Source organism: Clostridia bacterium, assembly GCA_012840125.1.
Taxonomy (GTDB): Bacteria; Bacillota; DULZ01; order DULZ01; family DULZ01; genus DULZ01.
Window position 1 is genome coordinate 26,819 of record DULZ01000090.1, and the last position, 15,751, is coordinate 42,569.

Consider the following 15,751-nt stretch of genomic DNA (forward strand, 5'->3'; position numbering starts at 1 on the left):
ATGAAATACGAAGAACTCCTGGCGGAAGCCGAAAAGGCCAGCCGGATGGCTTATGCCCCGTATTCCAAATTCCAGGTAGGAGCGGCTCTTTTGACCGGCTGCGGTCGGGTGTTTACCGGCTGCAACGTGGAAAACGCTTCCTACGGCTTAACCATTTGCGCCGAACAAGTGGCGGTAACGAAAGCAGTATCTGAGGGATACAAGGATTTTAAGGCTATTGCCGTCTGGGCGTCGACGGGAGAGCCTGTCACCCCGTGCGGTGCCTGCCGGCAGGTGCTGGTGGAGTTTGCCCCTGAGATGGATGTGATCATGGGCAGTGCCTCCGGTCAATACCGGGTGGCCAAGGCCGGGGAGCTGCTGCCCGGCGCTTTTTCCTTGAAAACCGATTAAAAGAGAGGTGAGAAGATGGCGGAATTCCGTTCAGGTTTTGTGACCATTATCGGCAGGCCGAATGTAGGCAAATCCACTTTGCTCAATCGCATGGTGGGTCAAAAAGTGGCCATCATGTCGGATAAACCCCAGACCACCCGCAATAAGATTCAAGGTGTTTTTACCCATCCCGATTATCAAATCGTTTTCATCGACACCCCCGGTATTCATAAACCCAAGCACAAATTAGGAGAATACATGGTGGAACAAGCCAAGAGCGCCTTGGCGGAAGTGGACTGTGTCCTTTATGTCTATGATATCACCCAGGCCTTCGGGACCGGCGAAGAGTATATCCTGCAGCTGCTGGAAACAGTGGAGACACCGGTCTTGCTGGTGATCAACAAGATCGACCTGGTTCCAAAGGAAACCCTGCTGCCGTTCATTCAGGAAATGCATGAACGGTTCTCTTTCCGGGAAATCGTCCCCGTATCCGCCGTGACCGGGGAGAATATCGACCGGCTGCTGGAGGTAATTAAGAACTACCTGCCCGAGGGACCCCAGTATTATCCCGAAGGGATGGTGACGGATCAGCCGGAACAGTTCATCATGGCGGAAATCATCCGGGAGAAAGTGCTGCAGCTCACCCGGGAAGAAGTGCCCCATTCCGTGGCGGTGAAGATTGAAGAGCTGATTCCCAGGTCCCAGCATCTTGTCTATGTGGGAGCCGTTATTTACCTGGAAAGGGAATCCCAGAAGGGAATAATTATCGGGAAACAAGGCCAGATGCTCAAGCAAATCGGACAGCTGGCCCGGCAGGAAATTGAGAGCCTGTTGGGAGGAAAGATTTACCTGGACCTGAGGGTGAAGGTCAAACCAAGCTGGCGGCGCAGGGAAGAGGAGCTCAAAACCCTGGGCTATGTTTTGGAAAAAGAATAGCGGCTTAATTGACACGGGGTAAAAAAATTGATAGATTTTAATTGGGATTTAAGCTACCCGGAGGTGTTAGTTTTTCATGGAATCCGTTCCTTGGCGACGCAAGCGGAATAGACACACTACTAGTATGCCTGGGAGCGGGTTTTTCATGCTTCGCTCCTAGGAAAGAAAGGGGCGTGGCCTTTGCCGTTCAATCTGAAAGATATACTGGTTTTAACACCCGAATTGGAAGAGTGGCTGCTGAAACACCGGGACAAACACCCGGCCGATATCGCCGAGAGCTTGCAGGAGCTCAACGAACTGGATCGGGCCAGGGTTTTTTCCCGTTTGGACGGGGAAACGGCGGCTTTAGTGCTGTGCAGCCTGAAAACCGATGCGGTTAAGTCTTTATTGGATGTCCTAGGTCCGGAAAGGATTGCCGCCATTTTGGATGAGATGCCCCTGGATGATGCCGCTGACTTTTTGGGTGGCGTGTCCGATGAGGTCAAAGACGAGCTGCTGGATTTGATGGAGGCCGATGAAGCCAAAGACGTGAAAGAGCTGTTGGCCTACCCGGAAGACACCGCCGGCGGCATCATGACGACGGAGTACGTGGCCATTTTGGAACATATATCCGCCGGCAAGGCCATCGACATCCTGCGGGAGATTGCCCCGGAAGCGGAGACCGTCTACTATGTCTATGTCATCAATGTTAAAAATAAGCTGGTTGGCGTTATCTCTTTAAGGGAACTCATCGTAGCCGATCCTGATGCACCCATCCGGACCATTATGCAGACAAACGTGATCAGCGTCCACGCCATGACGGACCAGGAAGAAGTGGCCAGGATGGTGACCAAGTACGGGCTTTTAGCGATTCCCGTGGTGGACGACGACGGTTCCTTGCTGGGCATCGTGACGGTCGATGATATTATTGATGTTATTCATGAAGAGGCGACGGAGGACATCTATTTGCTGGCCGGTGCCGGCGAAATTGATGAAGGGTTATCCCTGGTGGGAAGGCTCCGGGCTTCCGTGGCTTCCCGGCTTCCCTGGCTGCTGGTCACGTTGTTCGGGGGTATTATCGCCGGGACGGTGCTGAAAGGCATTGAAAATGAGCTGAGCCAAATGGTAGCGCTGGCCTTTTTTATTCCCTTGCTGACGGGCATGGGCGGCAATGTGGGCACCCAGTCGTCCACCTTGACGGTGCGGGGTTTAGCCACGGGGGAAATTGAAGGTCATGAAGTCTGGATTACGCTGTTGAAAGAAAGTCTATCCGGCTTGATTATTGGGGCCATTTGCGGTGGCATCGTGGGCAGCTTGGCCGTCATCCTGTTCAAGAATTGGGTGTTAGGTGTGGTGGTGGGAGCGGCCTTGGTGGCCAACATGATCACCGCCGCCACCATGGGCACGCTGGTCCCGCTAATTTTCAGACGGGTGGGGATTGATCCGGCCGTTGCTTCGGCCCCTTTTATTTCCACTTCCATCGATATCACTGGGTTGCTGATCTACTCTACCCTCGCTTCAGCTCTGATTGCTTACCTGGTATAGGCCTTGCCAGATTCTTGGGAGTATACCGGTAGTTGTTTGGGTGTAACCTAATCCTAGAAACCAATCGAAACCGAAAGGATGGGAGGAACCCATGAAACAGAGTGACGTAGTTTGGGGCATTTTTGCCAAGACCGGGTACATCGATGCATACCTGCTTTATCTGGATTTCTTACGGCATGAAAAAGCCCGCGAAGAAACTACGAACGGGGGAGCGGTAGAATTATCCTAACCATCCCGGGTAAGGGAGAGAAGAGCGACCATGGGGCTGTATAAAGCCGAGGGTATTATCCTGAAAAGCTTTAATCTTGGCGAAGCAGACCGTGTGCTGACCATATATACCAGGCAGTACGGCAAGATTTCAGCCGTGGCCAAAGGTGTGCGGAAAAGCCGGAGCAAGCTGAGGGGTGCTACCCAAACCCTCACCCATGCGGCGCTGGTGCTGTACCGGGGGCGCAGTATGGACACCATCACTCAATGCGAAGCCAAAGAAATGTTTCCCGGCATCCGCGCCGATCTTTACCGGTGGGCTTATGCCACCTTTATGCTGGAGCTTGTAGATGCGTTTGCGCCGGAAGGACAGCCGCAAACGGGAGTTTTTGTGCGCCTGCTCCTTTCGCTGCACCTGGTAGAAACTCTGGAAGAGCCGGAATTAGGGGCTCTTTTTTTTGCCGTGCACCTGCTGCAGCTGCTGGGTTACCAGCCGCAGCTGCAGAACTGCGCCGCCTGCGGCAGTTCCTTGCCGGAGCCGGACCTGGCGGCGTTAAGCGGGAGTTTCGGGGGACTGCTGTGCCGTGCTTGCGAATCTTTGGACCCTTATTGCTTTAACGTCCAAGGAGGAGAAATTGCGGTTTGGCGCCGACTCCTGACCAGCGACGCGAGGCTGTTGGGCCGGTTAAAGCTGTCTGCCAAGCTGAAGCAGGATTTGCTGCAAGCCCTTAAATATTATGTCCAGTACCACCTGGAGCGGCAGTTAAAATCGGTTTCCTTCCTGCGGCATCTAAATTTGCTGGACCAGGATAAAATAAAGTCTTCTAAGGAAGACTACAGACAGTAGGCAAAATGGCAATTGGTGTTAAACCTTTCCACAGCCCACCGGTTGCCAAATTTGTGTCTTGCCAATAAGCCGGATAGAGGCAAAGGAGTGGGATGCCGTGGATGAATTAACCAAGATTGATTTGATCCGGAACAGGCTGGACGTCAGTTATGCCGAGGCCCACGCCGCCTTGGAAAAACACGAAGGCGATGTGGTGGCGGCTTTGATTGAACTGGAGGAGAAAGCCGGGCACAGGCACGGCTGGCGCTGCATGAAAGACATGATCGCCAAATGGGGCGCCGCCAAGATCCACGTGAAAAAGAAGGGGGAAACGGTGCTATCCGTGCCCTTGCCCGTGGGCCTGGCGGCCCTGGCGGGTATTATGGCCAACGATGATTTAGCCCTGGCCGCCGGTTTTGGGGTTGCCCTGGGCATGATGAAAGGATATCATATAGACTTAGAAAATGAGCCGGAGGAAGAAAAAGAGTTCGTGATCATCAGTTGACAGATGTCTACTGATTTGCTAAATTAATACCATGTAATTAAATTAACGATGGTAACGAGCGATGCAGGAGAGGAGTAGCTGTAGGTAAGCTTGTGGAGAGAGTCGGGGAGGGGTGGAAGCCTGACCAAGCGCTGCGGCGAAGGCGCTCCGAAGCTCGGGGAGGAACGGGCCCGGTGCCCTAGTAAAACCCCATTACAATTGAGGTGGGCCCTGTAGGGGGCCAACCAGGGTGGAACCGCGGGAACAGCTCCCGTCCCTGGCATGATGCCGGGGGCGGGAGTTTTTATATTGCCAGTCAAACCAGGTTTACCTGAAGGAGGGTGTATATGAATTTTCAAGAGCTCATTATGAAGTTAAACCAGTTCTGGGCCGAGCGAGGCTGCGTCATCGGCCAGCCATATGATATCGAGGTCGGGGCCGGTACCATGAACCCCAATACCTTTCTCAAGTGTTTGGGCCCCGAGCCGTGGAACTGCGCTTACGTGGAGCCGTCTCGCCGTCCCACCGACGGCCGCTACGGGGAAAACCCCAACCGGCTGCAGCATTATTTCCAGTACCAGGTCATCTTAAAACCTTCCCCGCCGGATGTTCAGGAAATGTACCTGGACAGCCTGAGGGCTTTAGGGATTGAACCCCTGGAACATGACATCCGCTTTGTGGAGGACAACTGGGAATCCCCGACCCTAGGGGCCTGGGGGCTGGGCTGGGAAGTCTGGCTCGACGGCATGGAAATTACCCAGTTCACCTATTTCCAGCAGTGCGGCGGTATTGACTGCTGGCCCGTCTCCGCGGAAATTACATACGGCATTGAGAGACTGGCCATGTTCATCCAGAAAGTCAGCAGTGTTTTCGACATCACCTGGGTCGGCGATTTGACCTACGGCGATGTGTTTAAGCATCTGGAATACGATTATTCCCGCCACAATTTTGAGCTGGCGGACACGGCCATGCTGTTCCAAGCCTTTGATATGTACGAGAAGGAATGCTTGCGGCTCCTGGAGGCAGGGGTAGTGCAGCCGGCTTACGACTACTGCCTTAAATGCTCCCACACTTTTAACTTGCTGGATGCCAGGGGCGCCATCAGCGTGACGGAGCGCACCGGCTTTATCGCCAGGGTGCGCCACTTGGCCCGGATGTGCGCGCAGGGCTACCTGGCGGAAAGAGAAAAGCTGGGCTATCCCTTGCTCAAAGACCCGGCGGCCCGGGAAAAACTAGGCTTGCCGCCTTTGGGAAGCCGGACCCAGGACGGGGCAGCTCAATGCTGTACGGGGAAGGAGGCATAACCATGAGCCAAGACCTATTATTCGAGATCGGTACGGAAGAAATCCCGGCCAGGTTTATGGAGCCGGCTCTGAAACAATTAAAAGAACTGGCGGAAAGAGAATTGACGGAAGCCCGTTTGTCGTATAAGGAGGTGGCTACCTACGGGACTCCCAGGCGGCTTTGCCTCTATGTGACGGACCTGGCAGAGACTCAGGCGGACCTGGTGAAAGAAGTGAAAGGTCCCGCCAAGAAAGCGGCTTTTGACGCCGATGGCAATCCCACTAAAGCCGCTTTGGGCTTTGCCAAGAGCCAGGGAGTGGATGTGGGGGAACTGGTGATCAAGGCCGTGGGTAACGGTGAATATGTCTTTGCTACCGTGAAGGAAGTGGGCCGGCCGGCGGCGGAGATCCTGCCGGAACTGCTGCCGGGACTGGTAAAACAGCTCTATTTCCCCAAGCCCATGCGCTGGGCTGACTATGAATTTAGATTTGCCCGGCCCATTCACTGGTTGGTGGCTTTAAGGGGCAGTGAGGTGATTCCCTTCAGCATTGCCGGTGTGACCAGCGACCGGGTTACCTACGGCCACCGTTTCCTGGCTCCGACAAAGATCTCTTTGGCCCATGCTCAGGATTATTTTGCCGCTTTGGAAAGAGCTTATGTCATCGTCGACCAGGCCAAGCGAAAAGAGCTGGTGCGGGCGCAGCTGGCTGAACTGGCGGCTCGGGAAAAAGGCACCGTGGACTGGGATGAGGAGCTTTTGGAAGAGGTTACCCATCTCTTGGAATACCCCACGAGTTTCGCGGGGAGCTTTGCCGCGGAGTACCTGGAGCTGCCGGAAGAGGTGGTCATCACGCCCATGAAAGAACACCAGCGGTATTTCCCCCTTCGCGGTGCTGACGGGAAGCTCTTGGCCAAGTTCCTGGCGGTGCGAAACGGTGACGACCGGTACCTGGATAATGTGCGGGAAGGTAATGAAAAGGTACTGGCAGCTCGTTTGAATGATGCCCATTTCTTCTACCAGGAAGACCTAAAAGAGCCCTTGGAAAACAAAGTAGAACGGCTAAAGAGCATCGTCTTCCAGGAAAAGCTGGGTACCGTCTGGGAAAAAGTCGTCAGAATCCAGAAGCTGGCGGTAACCCTGGGCCAAAAACTGGGCTGGACCCCGGAGGTTCTGGCCCAGGTGCAGCGCACCGCTTACCTGGCCAAAGCAGACCTGGTGACCAACATGGTTTATGAATTCCCCGAACTGCAGGGTATCATGGGCGGCTATTATGCTCTCAAAACCGAGGACCAGGCAGTGGCCCAGGGCATTAGGGAGCATTACCAGCCCCGTTTTTCCCAGGATGCGGTACCGGCCGGCCAAACCGGGATGGCGGTGAGCATAGCTGATAAAATGGATACTATTGCCGGTTGTTTCCTGGCAGGGCTCATTCCCACCGGCTCCCAGGATCCTTACGCTTTAAGGCGGCAGGCACTGGGTATTTGCCGGATCATGCTCGCGCACCGGCTGCCGGTGTCCCTCAAGGAACTGGCCCAGGCCGCGATTGAGCTGTACGGGGAACGTTTTGCCGGCGAGGATGCCGCCAGAGCCCTGGCAGCTATCCTGGACTTCTTCCGGCAAAGATTGGAGAACATTTTCCAGGAAGAATACGGTTTCTCCTATGACGTGGTGGACGCGGTGCTGGCCGTGGGTGCCGACAAACCCGTGGATGCCCTGCAAAGAGCTCAAAGCCTGGTGAAGTTCATGGAGCGGGATACTTTTGACGCCCTCAGCACCGCCTTTACCAGGGCCTTCAATCTTGCGAAAAATGCCGGTGAAGCCGGTGTGGATGCTGCTTTGCTGGCCGAGCCGGCTGAGCAGGAGCTTTACCAAAGTATCCAAACGGTCAGCCGCTTGGTTGAAAAGCATTTAGCCCTGGAGGATTACTTCAGCGTCTTGGAAGTACTGGCTACCCTGCGGGAGCCCATTGACCGGTTCTTTGACCAGGTGATGGTGATGGTAGAAGATGAGCAAGTGAAAAGAAACCGCTTGGCTCTCTTGCAAAGGGTGGTGAAACTGGCGCGGGCGGTGGCGGATTTTTCGCGGATTGCGGCCAAATAGGACACAGGATGCATTGCTCCTGTGTCCTTTCCAAACCTCATCGCTTAATGCCAGCATTTCATGCGGTTTTGGCCTACAAAAAATTCTCAAGAAGGAGTTGGTGCAGCGTGTTTAAGATCCATTGCCTCAACGCGATTTCGCCGGCAGGCCTGAACTTGTTGACGCCCCAATACCAGCTGGTGGAGGATTTTGCCGCCGCTGACGCGGTGCTGGTCCGCAGCGCCGGCATGCATGAACTGGAATTTGCGCCTCACCTGGTGGCCATCGCCCGGGCCGGTGCCGGCGTAAACAATATCCCCCTGGACCGGTGCGCGGAACAAGGAATCGTGGTGTTTAACACCCCCGGGGCGAATGCCAACGGGGTAAAAGAGCTGGTGATCGGAGCTTTGATCCTGGCGTCCCGGAATATTATTGATGGGGTCAACTGGGTGCAGTCCCTGGTGGAGGACCCGGACCTGCCCAAGCTGGTGGAAAAGCATAAGAGTCAGTTTTCCGGCATCGAAATCCAGGGCAAGAAATTGGGAGTGGTCGGCCTTGGTGCCGTGGGGCTTTTGGTGGCCAATGCGGCTATCAAATTAGGGATGGAAGTCTACGGGTACGACCCTTATATTTCCGTGGAGGGTGCCTGGAAGCTCTCCAAGCACGTGATCCATGCCAGGAGCCTGGAAGAGATTTTCCGGGAGTGTGACTTCATCACTTTGCATACACCCTTGACGGGCGATACCAGGGGAATGCTGAATAAAGACGCCTTCGCCGTCATGAAGGACGGTGTGCGCATTCTCAATTTCGCCCGGGCTGAATTAGTCGTAGATGATGATATCATGGCGGCCTTGGAGCAGGGCAAAGTGAGCTGCTATGTGACTGATTTCCCCAACCCCAGGATTTCACCGGTGAAAGGGGTCATTTCCATACCTCACCTGGGTGCTTCCACGGTGGAATCCGAAGAGAACTGCGCCGTCATGGCCGTGCAGCAGCTGATGGATTACTTGGAGAACGGGAATATTAAGAATTCGGTGAATTATCCCGAATGCGATATGGGACCCTGCACCCATGCCGGGCGGATTGCCATCAATCACCGGAACATCCCCAACATGCTGGGGCAATTGACTGCCATCCTGGGCCAGGAGAATTACAACATCGCCAATTTGACCAACAAGAGCAAAGGACAGTGGGCCTATACCATGATCGATGTGGATTGCCCCGTGAGCCGGGAGATGGTGGCCAAGATCAGCCAGATCCCGGGTGTGGCGCGGGTCCGGGTGATCAAGTAGCGGCATGCACCCGCCTTTTCCTGTACCTGCACCTCTTCTTGTCCAGTTGACAAGAGGAGGTTTTTTATGTTATGAGGTTGTATTGTAGCCCCAGAATTTTAATAAGTTTGATCAGGAAGATGCCGGCTTTGCCGGGACATACGGGCTTAGCATAAGATCCGGGTAGAGAAACATTAAGGTGGTGGATTTGCTTGAAAAGAGACGCAACTTTCAGCCCCATTAAGACGGCGATCATCCTGGGGTCTATCACGGCCATCGGGCCCTTGTCGATTGATATGTACCTGCCTGCCCTGCCGGGGATAGCGGAGCACCTGTCCGCAGGTGCTTCCTTTGTGCAGTTGAGCCTGACCACTTTCTTGCTTGGTTTGTCCCTGGGGCAGTTGTTCGTGGGACCGTTGAGTGACGCTTTGGGACGCCGGCGTCCTTTGCTGGCTGGCATTGTCGTGTACGCCGTATCTTCCTTGCTGTGCGCTCTCATTCCTTCCATCTGGGCCTTAATTGTGCTGCGTTTCATCCAAGGCCTGGCGGGGTCCGCGGGTATGGTGGTGGCCCGGGCCGTAGTCAGGGACCTTTATTCCGGAACGGAGATGACCAGGTTCATTTCCCATTTGATGCTGGTCAACGGGGTGGCCCCCATCGTGGCCCCGGTCATCGGGGCCCAGCTGATGCTCTTTTTGCCCTGGCAGGGGATCTTTGTCACCCTGGCCTTGTTCGGCGTGGCATTGTGCCTGGCTATCTGGGTGGGACTGCAGGAAACCTTGCCGCCGGCCCGGCGTTCAGCGGCGGGGATTGGACGGACCTGGTCCACCTTCAAAGTGCTGTTTAGGGACAAGGCATTTATGGGGTATGGCCTGGTCCAGGGTTTAATCAGCGGTGCCTTGTTTGCGTACATTTCCGGTTCGTCCTTTGTCATTCAAAACGTTTTTGGGGCGTCACCCCAAACTTACAGCCTGATTTTCGCCATGAACAGCGTGGGGATCGTGCTGGCCACCCAGGTGACGGGACGGCTGGCGGGCAGGATTGAGGAGAGAATTCTTTTTATCGCCGGTATCAGTCTAGCCTTTTGCGGGGCCATGTTCCTCTTGACCGCTGTCCTGACGGGTATGGGATTGTACGCCGTCTTGATAGCATTGTTCATGGTAGTCTCCTCCGTGGGTATCGTGAACACCACCGGCTTTTCCCTGGCCATGGAAAACCAGGGGGCCGCAGCCGGCAGTGCGGCGGCGGTGCAGGGGGTGTTAGGATTCTTGTTCGGCGGGATTGCCGCTCCTCTTGTGGGTTTAGGAGGGGAGAGTACGGCTGTTCCCCTGGGCATAGTCATTGCCGGCCTGTGCCTGGGTGCGGTGTTGTGTTACTTGACCCTGATTCGCCCTGAAGCAGTTAAGGCCCGCTTGGGTTACGAAAGAAAGCAATGAAGGCCATCGCCCCGGAGGGATATTCTTTCCCATGCTGGTCCTGGGGGCTACGATAGGAGCTCTCTTCGGCAATGCAGCCGTCACGTACTTTGGGTTCGACCCGGGACTTTTTAACAACCTGGTCATCATCGCCATGGCCGGTTTTTTTACCGCCGTGGTGCGGGCCCCCATTACCGGGGTTATCCTGCTGGTGGAAATGACCGGTTCATTCGCCAGCCTGTTGTCACTCACCCTGGTTTCCGTGGTGGCTTATGTTGTCGCCGACTTGCTAAAAAGCGCTCCCATTTATGACACTCTCCTGGAGAACTTGATTAAAGAAAAAGACCCGGCCGCTTTCGACGTCCGGGGAGACGAAAAAGTGACGGTGGAAGTAGTGGTCCAACACGGGGCTGCCGTTGCCGGCAAATATCTTAAGGAGATTGACCTCCCCAAGAATTGCTTGCTGATTGCCATCAGAAGAGGAGAAAGAGACATCATTCCTCGCGGAGATACTAAAATCCTGGCCGGAGATATCCTGGTATTAATGACAGACCTTGGCCAGGAAACATTCACGCGAGAGATCCTGACGCGGGTTACAAGTTGTACGGGTCTTTAGTAGGGGATACTAGGCTGCAATGGGGCCGTACCCCCGCACGCTGCCTGTGCAATTGGACCGGGTTAATTACTACCCGGTCTTGCTATGTGGTGCCGGCCGGTTGTATCCAGTTCACTTTTTGGCTTTTGCTCGGAAATATACAGTCCCATCAGCGTCAGGATGGTGCCGGCGCAAGCCATGGAAGTGATGTTCTCCTTTAAGATGATGGCGGAGGCGATGACGGTGACCACCGGATTGCCGTAGATGTAGAAACTGGTTTTAACCGCGCCCAGCACACCTACCGCCCAGTTCCACAGGGCAAAGCAGAGGGCGGAGGCCCCCAAGCCCAAGAATACGATGTTGCACAGGTTAACCGGTTTGGCGAAACGGCTGAAGTCCGGGTGATGCTCCAAAAAGAAAAAAGCAGGCAGCATGAACAGCAAGCCGTACAGGAAAACCCGCCTCGTGGCGGCCACGGTGTGGTAACCGAACTGGCTGATTTTACGCATCAAGACGGAGTACAAAGCCCAGACGGCGGCGGCGGAAATGGCCAAGAAATCTCCCAAAGGATTGAGCTTTAAAACAAAACTGCCGTTAAAGGCGATGAAGGAGATGCCGGTGATGGCTATGATGAAGCCTACCACGAACCGGCTGCGCAGTTTCTCGCCTGGCAGCAGGAAGTGAGCCAGTACCGCCGTAAACAATGGGGCGGTAGCCACCAGCACCCCGGCATTGGAAGCAAAGGTATAGGTCAACGCGATATTTTCCAGGAGGAAATAGATGGTGACCCCGGTAAGGCCGGCGGCCATCAACAGGGATTCTTCTTTGAAGTTATCAGTCCTCAGCCGGTGGGGATAGATGATGAAAAGGGCTATATAGCCCATCAGGAAACGGGAAAAGAGGATTTCCAGGGGAGTGAAATCCCGCAAGAGAATTTTGGTTGAGACAAAAGTCATGCCCCAGAAGAGGGTACAGGTGACGGCCGCCAGGTGGCCCAGTACATGACGACGTTCTACAGGCAATGCTATGACCTCCGCTGTTAAAGTTGCTGTGGAGTGAAGACTGTATCTATTATAGTACGGGAAACCCGTGTCGACAACTGTTGTGGTCAAGCAGCCGGCGGCTGGTTTGGGTTTTTCAGGTCGCGAGAAGAGGGGGCGCAACGCCCCCCTTTTATTATGGAGCTGGCAATTTTGCCCTGTATTTAGTATACTTTTAGTAGATGCGATATTATTTTCCATTTCAGTATGGAAAATGAAGCAGCAATTCCATCAATACTTTATTATTTTATTTCCAGAGCGGGGGTTGGATTATGATAAGCCAAAACCTGTACGTCAGATTAGCCTTGTGTCTTGTGGTAATGTCCGGCGTGCTGCTTTGGCCGCAGGCGACTTGGGCGTTGGGTGATTATTATGATCTCCATCGGCAAGTGGTCATACCCTTCGCCGCGGAACATCTGGAAGGGTATATTGTCATCGGCCTTTCTGCCTGCTGTTTTCATGACCGTATCATAGAAATTCCTTTGCAGCCAATGTACGTGGCGGCGGAAACGGGTGCCGGTGCAGTGGAAGTTACCGGCTACGCCATCAGTGTGCGCCAAAACAATGATTATCAAGTGACGGTCAGCGGCCAGGTACAGGTTAGAACACCCTTGAGCAACGGGGAGTACTATTACTCGACCGTTAGGCTTTTTGAGACGGTGTATCACTGATTATCTCCCTTGCATCTCTGAACCGGCATTTGATAGCTTCCTCCGCTTGTCCTGTGGTTCATTTCTGTCTGAACTGCCATAGGATCCCTGGCAGCAGGTTTCCATGCAGGAGGTTCACCAGACATGCTCAGGATCGCCCTTTGTGAGGATGAGCAGCATCAGTTGGATTGGTTGCAAGCTGCCGTGACTGCTTGGGGAGAAAAAAGGAAAAAAGCAATTCACCTGGACGTTTTCAAAACGGCCAAGGACTTGTTGCGATCTTATCAGACGGCCGGACAGTATGATGTGGCGCTGCTGGATATCAATATGGAAGTGGGAATCAGCGGGATGGAAGCGGCTCAGGCAATTCGGGAATTAGATGAAGAAGTATTCATAATTTTCATTACCGCTAACAAGGACTATTTGACCAAGGGTTACGAAGTGGAAGCCTTTCGTTATCTGCTCAAGCCAATCCAGCAGGAGGGGTTGTTCTCGGCGCTTGATGCCGTAGCTGCCAAGCTTGAGGCCAAAGAACATGAGATAGTTTTAATTCCTGCCTTAGACGGCTACGCCAAGATGGCATTGCCGGATATCCTTTTTATAGAAAGTCGAGGGCATCTGATGGAAATCCATTGGGAAAATGGCGTGATGGAAATGCGAGAAACATTGTCCTCGATGGAACAAACCTTGGGTACACGAGGTTTTATACGGAGCCATCGCTGTTACTTAGTTAATCTCCGGCGCATCTTTCGTTTGAAGGAAGACCATTGTCTCTTGGACAATGGTCAACGGGTGCCGGTGAGCCGGAAACAGTATCCCGTTGTCAAGAAAGCATTTATGGATTGGGTGGCAAATGAGCGGTGACATGGGCTTGGGCAGCACTGGAGTTATTGGTTAATGGCCTGGAAATAGCCTTGTTTCTCTTTTTTGTCAGCAGTCGTTTAGGAGTTAGGAGCCACCTAAAGGTATGGGTGCTGTTCTATGGCCTGTTTTTCTTCATTGTTTTGTCGAGTGTTAATTGGGTGGCTTCTTCTCCCCTGCTGAATGCCTTGACCGGCTTGGTACTGGCGGTGGCTTATGGACTGCTTTTCTTGAAAGGGTCTTTCAATGAGCGCGTTTTTTGGCCTCTTTTCACCATGACATTGCTGTTTAGCGTTGACCTGGCAGTGTCTTTCGTTTTTATGAAAATAGTTAACGTCCCATTACTTTTAGTATTAGAACCAAATGCTTACCGGCTACTGCTCATTGTGTTGGTGAAACTAATCCAACTGGCCCTCATTTTTCTACTCTATTTCAAGACACAATCACATGATTCATTCGGTACTTTACCCGGGTGGCTGCTTTTCATCATCCCTGGCTTAAGCATTGGTCTCATGTTTTTGCTATTACTGGGAGAAACATTGGTCCGGGGGGACAGTGCTACCCAATGGGCCTTTACCCTAGCATCTCTCGTTATTTTGATTCTGAATATTCTCTCTTTTGGGGTTTTCAGCTTTATGGCTTACCAGAACAAGCAGTTGACGTTCCAGCGCCTGAAACTGAAGCAAGTGGAAATGCAGTCCGTTTTTCATGAGGAATTACAAGAGATGTATGACCGGCAGCGGAAGCTGCGTCATGATGTAAAGAATCATCTTCAAGTAATGTGGGGGCTTCTGACCAATGAGCAATATGAGGCACTGGCAGCCTATTTGAAGGAAGTTAGTGCAGCCCAGGAAGCTTCCGAACAGATTATTCAAAGCGGTAATCATATTGTGGACATAGTGCTAAACAGTAAAATATCTCTAGCTTCCCGGCGTGGTATTGAAATAAAAGTTCAAGAAGCAGTTTATCCTTCTGGCCTAATGTTAGAGGGAATGGATTTGACGGCGCTTCTCAGCAATCTTTTAGACAATGCAATTGAAGCGGTAGAGCGTATAAACGATGAGGAAAGAGTCAAGGCAATATCCGTCACGATTGGTCCCAGGAAGAATTATTTCATGATACGTATCATTAATCCGACTGATGGCAAAGTGAAATTTGATGAACAGGCTAACCGGTGGATATCAACCAAAAACACTCCCGGCCATGGACTTGGCATCAGTATTGTGGAAGATATTGTAAAAAAGTATGACGGGCTGATGCAGTTGGATCACCGGGGCGATACATTTACCGTTCGGGTGTTGCTGCCTATAATTTATTGATGGTTGAGAATACGACTCAACCATTGTCGTAATAGGCCCTTATGACCCCTCCATTCCAGTAGGAATGGGGTTATTTTTTTGGCGGGGTACCATTCGTGCTGTTTTAGCTACCATTCGTGCCAAATCCCTTATCTTAACAAATATTTCCTCTATAATGTAAGTAACAATCACAATTCGGGTCGGGACTGCTTCATTCTCTTCAGTAGAAGGAATCCATGACTAATTTGAGAAAGGGGGGAATGCGGTGCTGAAAGGTAGGCTGAGGACAAAGTTATTGTGGTGTATTGCTTCCATGGCAATCATGATTGGCAATGCTTCAGCAGGAACAGCCTGCATATTTATTACTTATCAGCCCAAGCTACCTGAATGCTTGCAGAAACATTAGCCCAATGACTAAATCCAGTCATGGCAAATTATCAAATTTTCACGAATCATGAGTTTTTTCCGACGGAAATAATCTGTTTTAATTGCGTGCTGAATTGGTTATTCCTTGCGCTATGCTAATTCTTGGGCATGTATTGTTTTAAGAACTCTTCTTAATCCTTAGCCATTAATGCTTAGCAGGACGGTGTTTGGTAATTAGCAGAGGTTATTAGTATTAACTTCTTAAATACTTAGGGCAAAGCTGTGATGTTGTTCATCTGGTAGCATATGCGTTTCTTGTTGATGGTGTATGTATTAGAAGATCCGACTTTACTAGCATAGTTGTCTCAAAGACTTCAAAAAGGTTGCTAGTTCTGCTTGTAGCTAACGTTCTGGTTTTAGTTAAGTCCGTATAATGGTGTAAAATTGGTCTCCTAAAAAATATAGGAGCCATTAACAAATTCCTCAGTTAGAATAGAAGCGGGAAAACCAAAATTCTAAGAGGAGGAATTTGAATGGCTCAATAC

At 52.4% G+C, this 15,751-nt stretch carries 16 protein-coding genes; 15 read left to right on the forward strand and 1 reads right to left on the reverse strand.

What is annotated here, in order from left to right; all coding sequences use genetic code 11:
• The 11 genes from cdd to GXX34_10410 all read left to right on the forward strand — a co-directional run bounded on the left by cdd (position 1) and on the right by GXX34_10410 (position 11,012).
• The gene (gene cdd / locus GXX34_10360; protein ID HHW07905.1) at positions 1-390 is read left to right on the forward strand and encodes a cytidine deaminase; all 390 of its coding nucleotides are present in this window, start codon (positions 1-3) and stop codon (positions 388-390) included.
• Positions 391-405: 15 nt separating this feature from the next.
• Positions 406-1,305, forward strand: a complete 900-nt coding sequence (locus GXX34_10365; GenBank protein ID HHW07906.1) for a GTPase Era — start codon at positions 406-408, stop codon at positions 1,303-1,305.
• 180 nt (positions 1,306-1,485) lie between these two features.
• Positions 1,486-2,829 (forward strand): magnesium transporter, encoded by a 1,344-nt coding sequence (gene mgtE, locus GXX34_10370; protein ID HHW07907.1) that lies wholly within the window; start codon positions 1,486-1,488, stop codon positions 2,827-2,829.
• Positions 2,830-2,920: 91 nt separating this feature from the next.
• Positions 2,921-3,058, forward strand: a complete 138-nt coding sequence (locus GXX34_10375) for a YqzL family protein (protein HHW07908.1) — start codon at positions 2,921-2,923, stop codon at positions 3,056-3,058.
• A gap of 30 nt (positions 3,059-3,088) precedes the next feature.
• Positions 3,089-3,883: a DNA repair protein RecO gene (gene recO / locus GXX34_10380; protein ID HHW07909.1), complete on the forward strand. Its 795-nt coding sequence runs from the start codon at positions 3,089-3,091 to the stop codon at positions 3,881-3,883.
• Positions 3,884-3,980: 97 nt separating this feature from the next.
• Positions 3,981-4,367: a DUF4342 domain-containing protein gene (locus GXX34_10385; protein HHW07910.1), complete on the forward strand. Its 387-nt coding sequence runs from the start codon at positions 3,981-3,983 to the stop codon at positions 4,365-4,367.
• Positions 4,368-4,693: 326 nt separating this feature from the next.
• Complete coding sequence (glyQ, locus tag GXX34_10390; GenBank protein HHW07911.1) at positions 4,694-5,650, forward strand: glycine--tRNA ligase subunit alpha; 957 nt, start codon at positions 4,694-4,696, stop codon at positions 5,648-5,650.
• A 2-nt stretch (positions 5,651-5,652) separates the two neighbouring features.
• Positions 5,653-7,731 carry a glycine--tRNA ligase subunit beta gene (locus GXX34_10395; GenBank protein ID HHW07912.1) on the forward strand — a complete coding sequence of 693 codons (2,079 nt, stop codon included), beginning with the start codon at positions 5,653-5,655 and terminating at the stop codon, positions 7,729-7,731.
• 107 nt (positions 7,732-7,838) lie between these two features.
• The gene (locus tag GXX34_10400; protein ID HHW07913.1) at positions 7,839-9,002 is read left to right on the forward strand and encodes a phosphoglycerate dehydrogenase; all 1,164 of its coding nucleotides are present in this window, start codon (positions 7,839-7,841) and stop codon (positions 9,000-9,002) included.
• A 236-nt stretch (positions 9,003-9,238) separates the two neighbouring features.
• On the forward strand, positions 9,239-10,417 hold the full coding sequence (locus GXX34_10405) for a multidrug effflux MFS transporter (GenBank protein HHW07914.1): 1,179 nt from the start codon (positions 9,239-9,241) through the stop codon (positions 10,415-10,417).
• Between the two features lie 31 nt (positions 10,418-10,448).
• Positions 10,449-11,012, forward strand: coding sequence for a hypothetical protein (locus GXX34_10410; GenBank protein HHW07915.1), 564 nt, complete (start codon positions 10,449-10,451; stop codon positions 11,010-11,012).
• Between the two features lie 62 nt (positions 11,013-11,074).
• On the opposite strand, the gene GXX34_10415 is transcribed toward GXX34_10410, so the two are convergent.
• Positions 11,075-12,232, reverse strand: coding sequence for a DMT family transporter (locus GXX34_10415; GenBank protein HHW07916.1), 1,158 nt, complete (start codon positions 12,230-12,232; stop codon positions 11,075-11,077).
• 71 nt (positions 12,233-12,303) lie between these two features.
• On the opposite strand from GXX34_10415, the gene GXX34_10420 reads away from it, so the two are divergent.
• The 4 genes from GXX34_10420 to GXX34_10435 all read left to right on the forward strand — a co-directional run bounded on the left by GXX34_10420 (position 12,304) and on the right by GXX34_10435 (position 15,246).
• Positions 12,304-12,702 carry a hypothetical protein gene (locus tag GXX34_10420; GenBank protein ID HHW07917.1) on the forward strand — a complete coding sequence of 133 codons (399 nt, stop codon included), beginning with the start codon at positions 12,304-12,306 and terminating at the stop codon, positions 12,700-12,702.
• Between the two features lie 123 nt (positions 12,703-12,825).
• Positions 12,826-13,545 (forward strand): response regulator transcription factor, encoded by a 720-nt coding sequence (locus GXX34_10425; protein ID HHW07918.1) that lies wholly within the window; start codon positions 12,826-12,828, stop codon positions 13,543-13,545.
• Positions 13,542-14,861 (forward strand): GHKL domain-containing protein, encoded by a 1,320-nt coding sequence (locus GXX34_10430; GenBank protein HHW07919.1) that lies wholly within the window; start codon positions 13,542-13,544, stop codon positions 14,859-14,861. Before GXX34_10425 ends, GXX34_10430 begins: the two co-directional genes overlap by 4 nt.
• 244 nt (positions 14,862-15,105) lie before the next feature.
• Positions 15,106-15,246: a cyclic lactone autoinducer peptide gene (locus GXX34_10435; GenBank protein ID HHW07920.1), complete on the forward strand. Its 141-nt coding sequence runs from the start codon at positions 15,106-15,108 to the stop codon at positions 15,244-15,246.
• Positions 15,247-15,751: the final 505 nt, after the last annotated feature.

Coding starts and splice junctions, on each gene's coding strand:
- cdd (HHW07905.1), top strand. CDS start 1: ATGAAATACGAAGAACTCCTGGCGGAAGCCGAAAAGGCCAGCCGGATG.
- GXX34_10365 (HHW07906.1), top strand. CDS start 406: ATGGCGGAATTCCGTTCAGGTTTTGTGACCATTATCGGCAGGCCGAAT.
- GXX34_10375 (HHW07908.1), top strand. CDS start 2,921: ATGAAACAGAGTGACGTAGTTTGGGGCATTTTTGCCAAGACCGGGTAC.
- recO (HHW07909.1), top strand. CDS start 3,089: ATGGGGCTGTATAAAGCCGAGGGTATTATCCTGAAAAGCTTTAATCTT.
- glyQ (HHW07911.1), top strand. CDS start 4,694: ATGAATTTTCAAGAGCTCATTATGAAGTTAAACCAGTTCTGGGCCGAG.
- GXX34_10395 (HHW07912.1), top strand. CDS start 5,653: ATGAGCCAAGACCTATTATTCGAGATCGGTACGGAAGAAATCCCGGCC.
- GXX34_10410 (HHW07915.1), top strand. CDS start 10,449: ATGCTGGTCCTGGGGGCTACGATAGGAGCTCTCTTCGGCAATGCAGCC.
- GXX34_10415 (HHW07916.1), bottom strand. CDS start 12,232: ATGGAAAATAATATCGCATCTACTAAAAGTATACTAAATACAGGGCAA.
- GXX34_10420 (HHW07917.1), top strand. CDS start 12,304: ATGATAAGCCAAAACCTGTACGTCAGATTAGCCTTGTGTCTTGTGGTA.
- GXX34_10425 (HHW07918.1), top strand. CDS start 12,826: ATGCTCAGGATCGCCCTTTGTGAGGATGAGCAGCATCAGTTGGATTGG.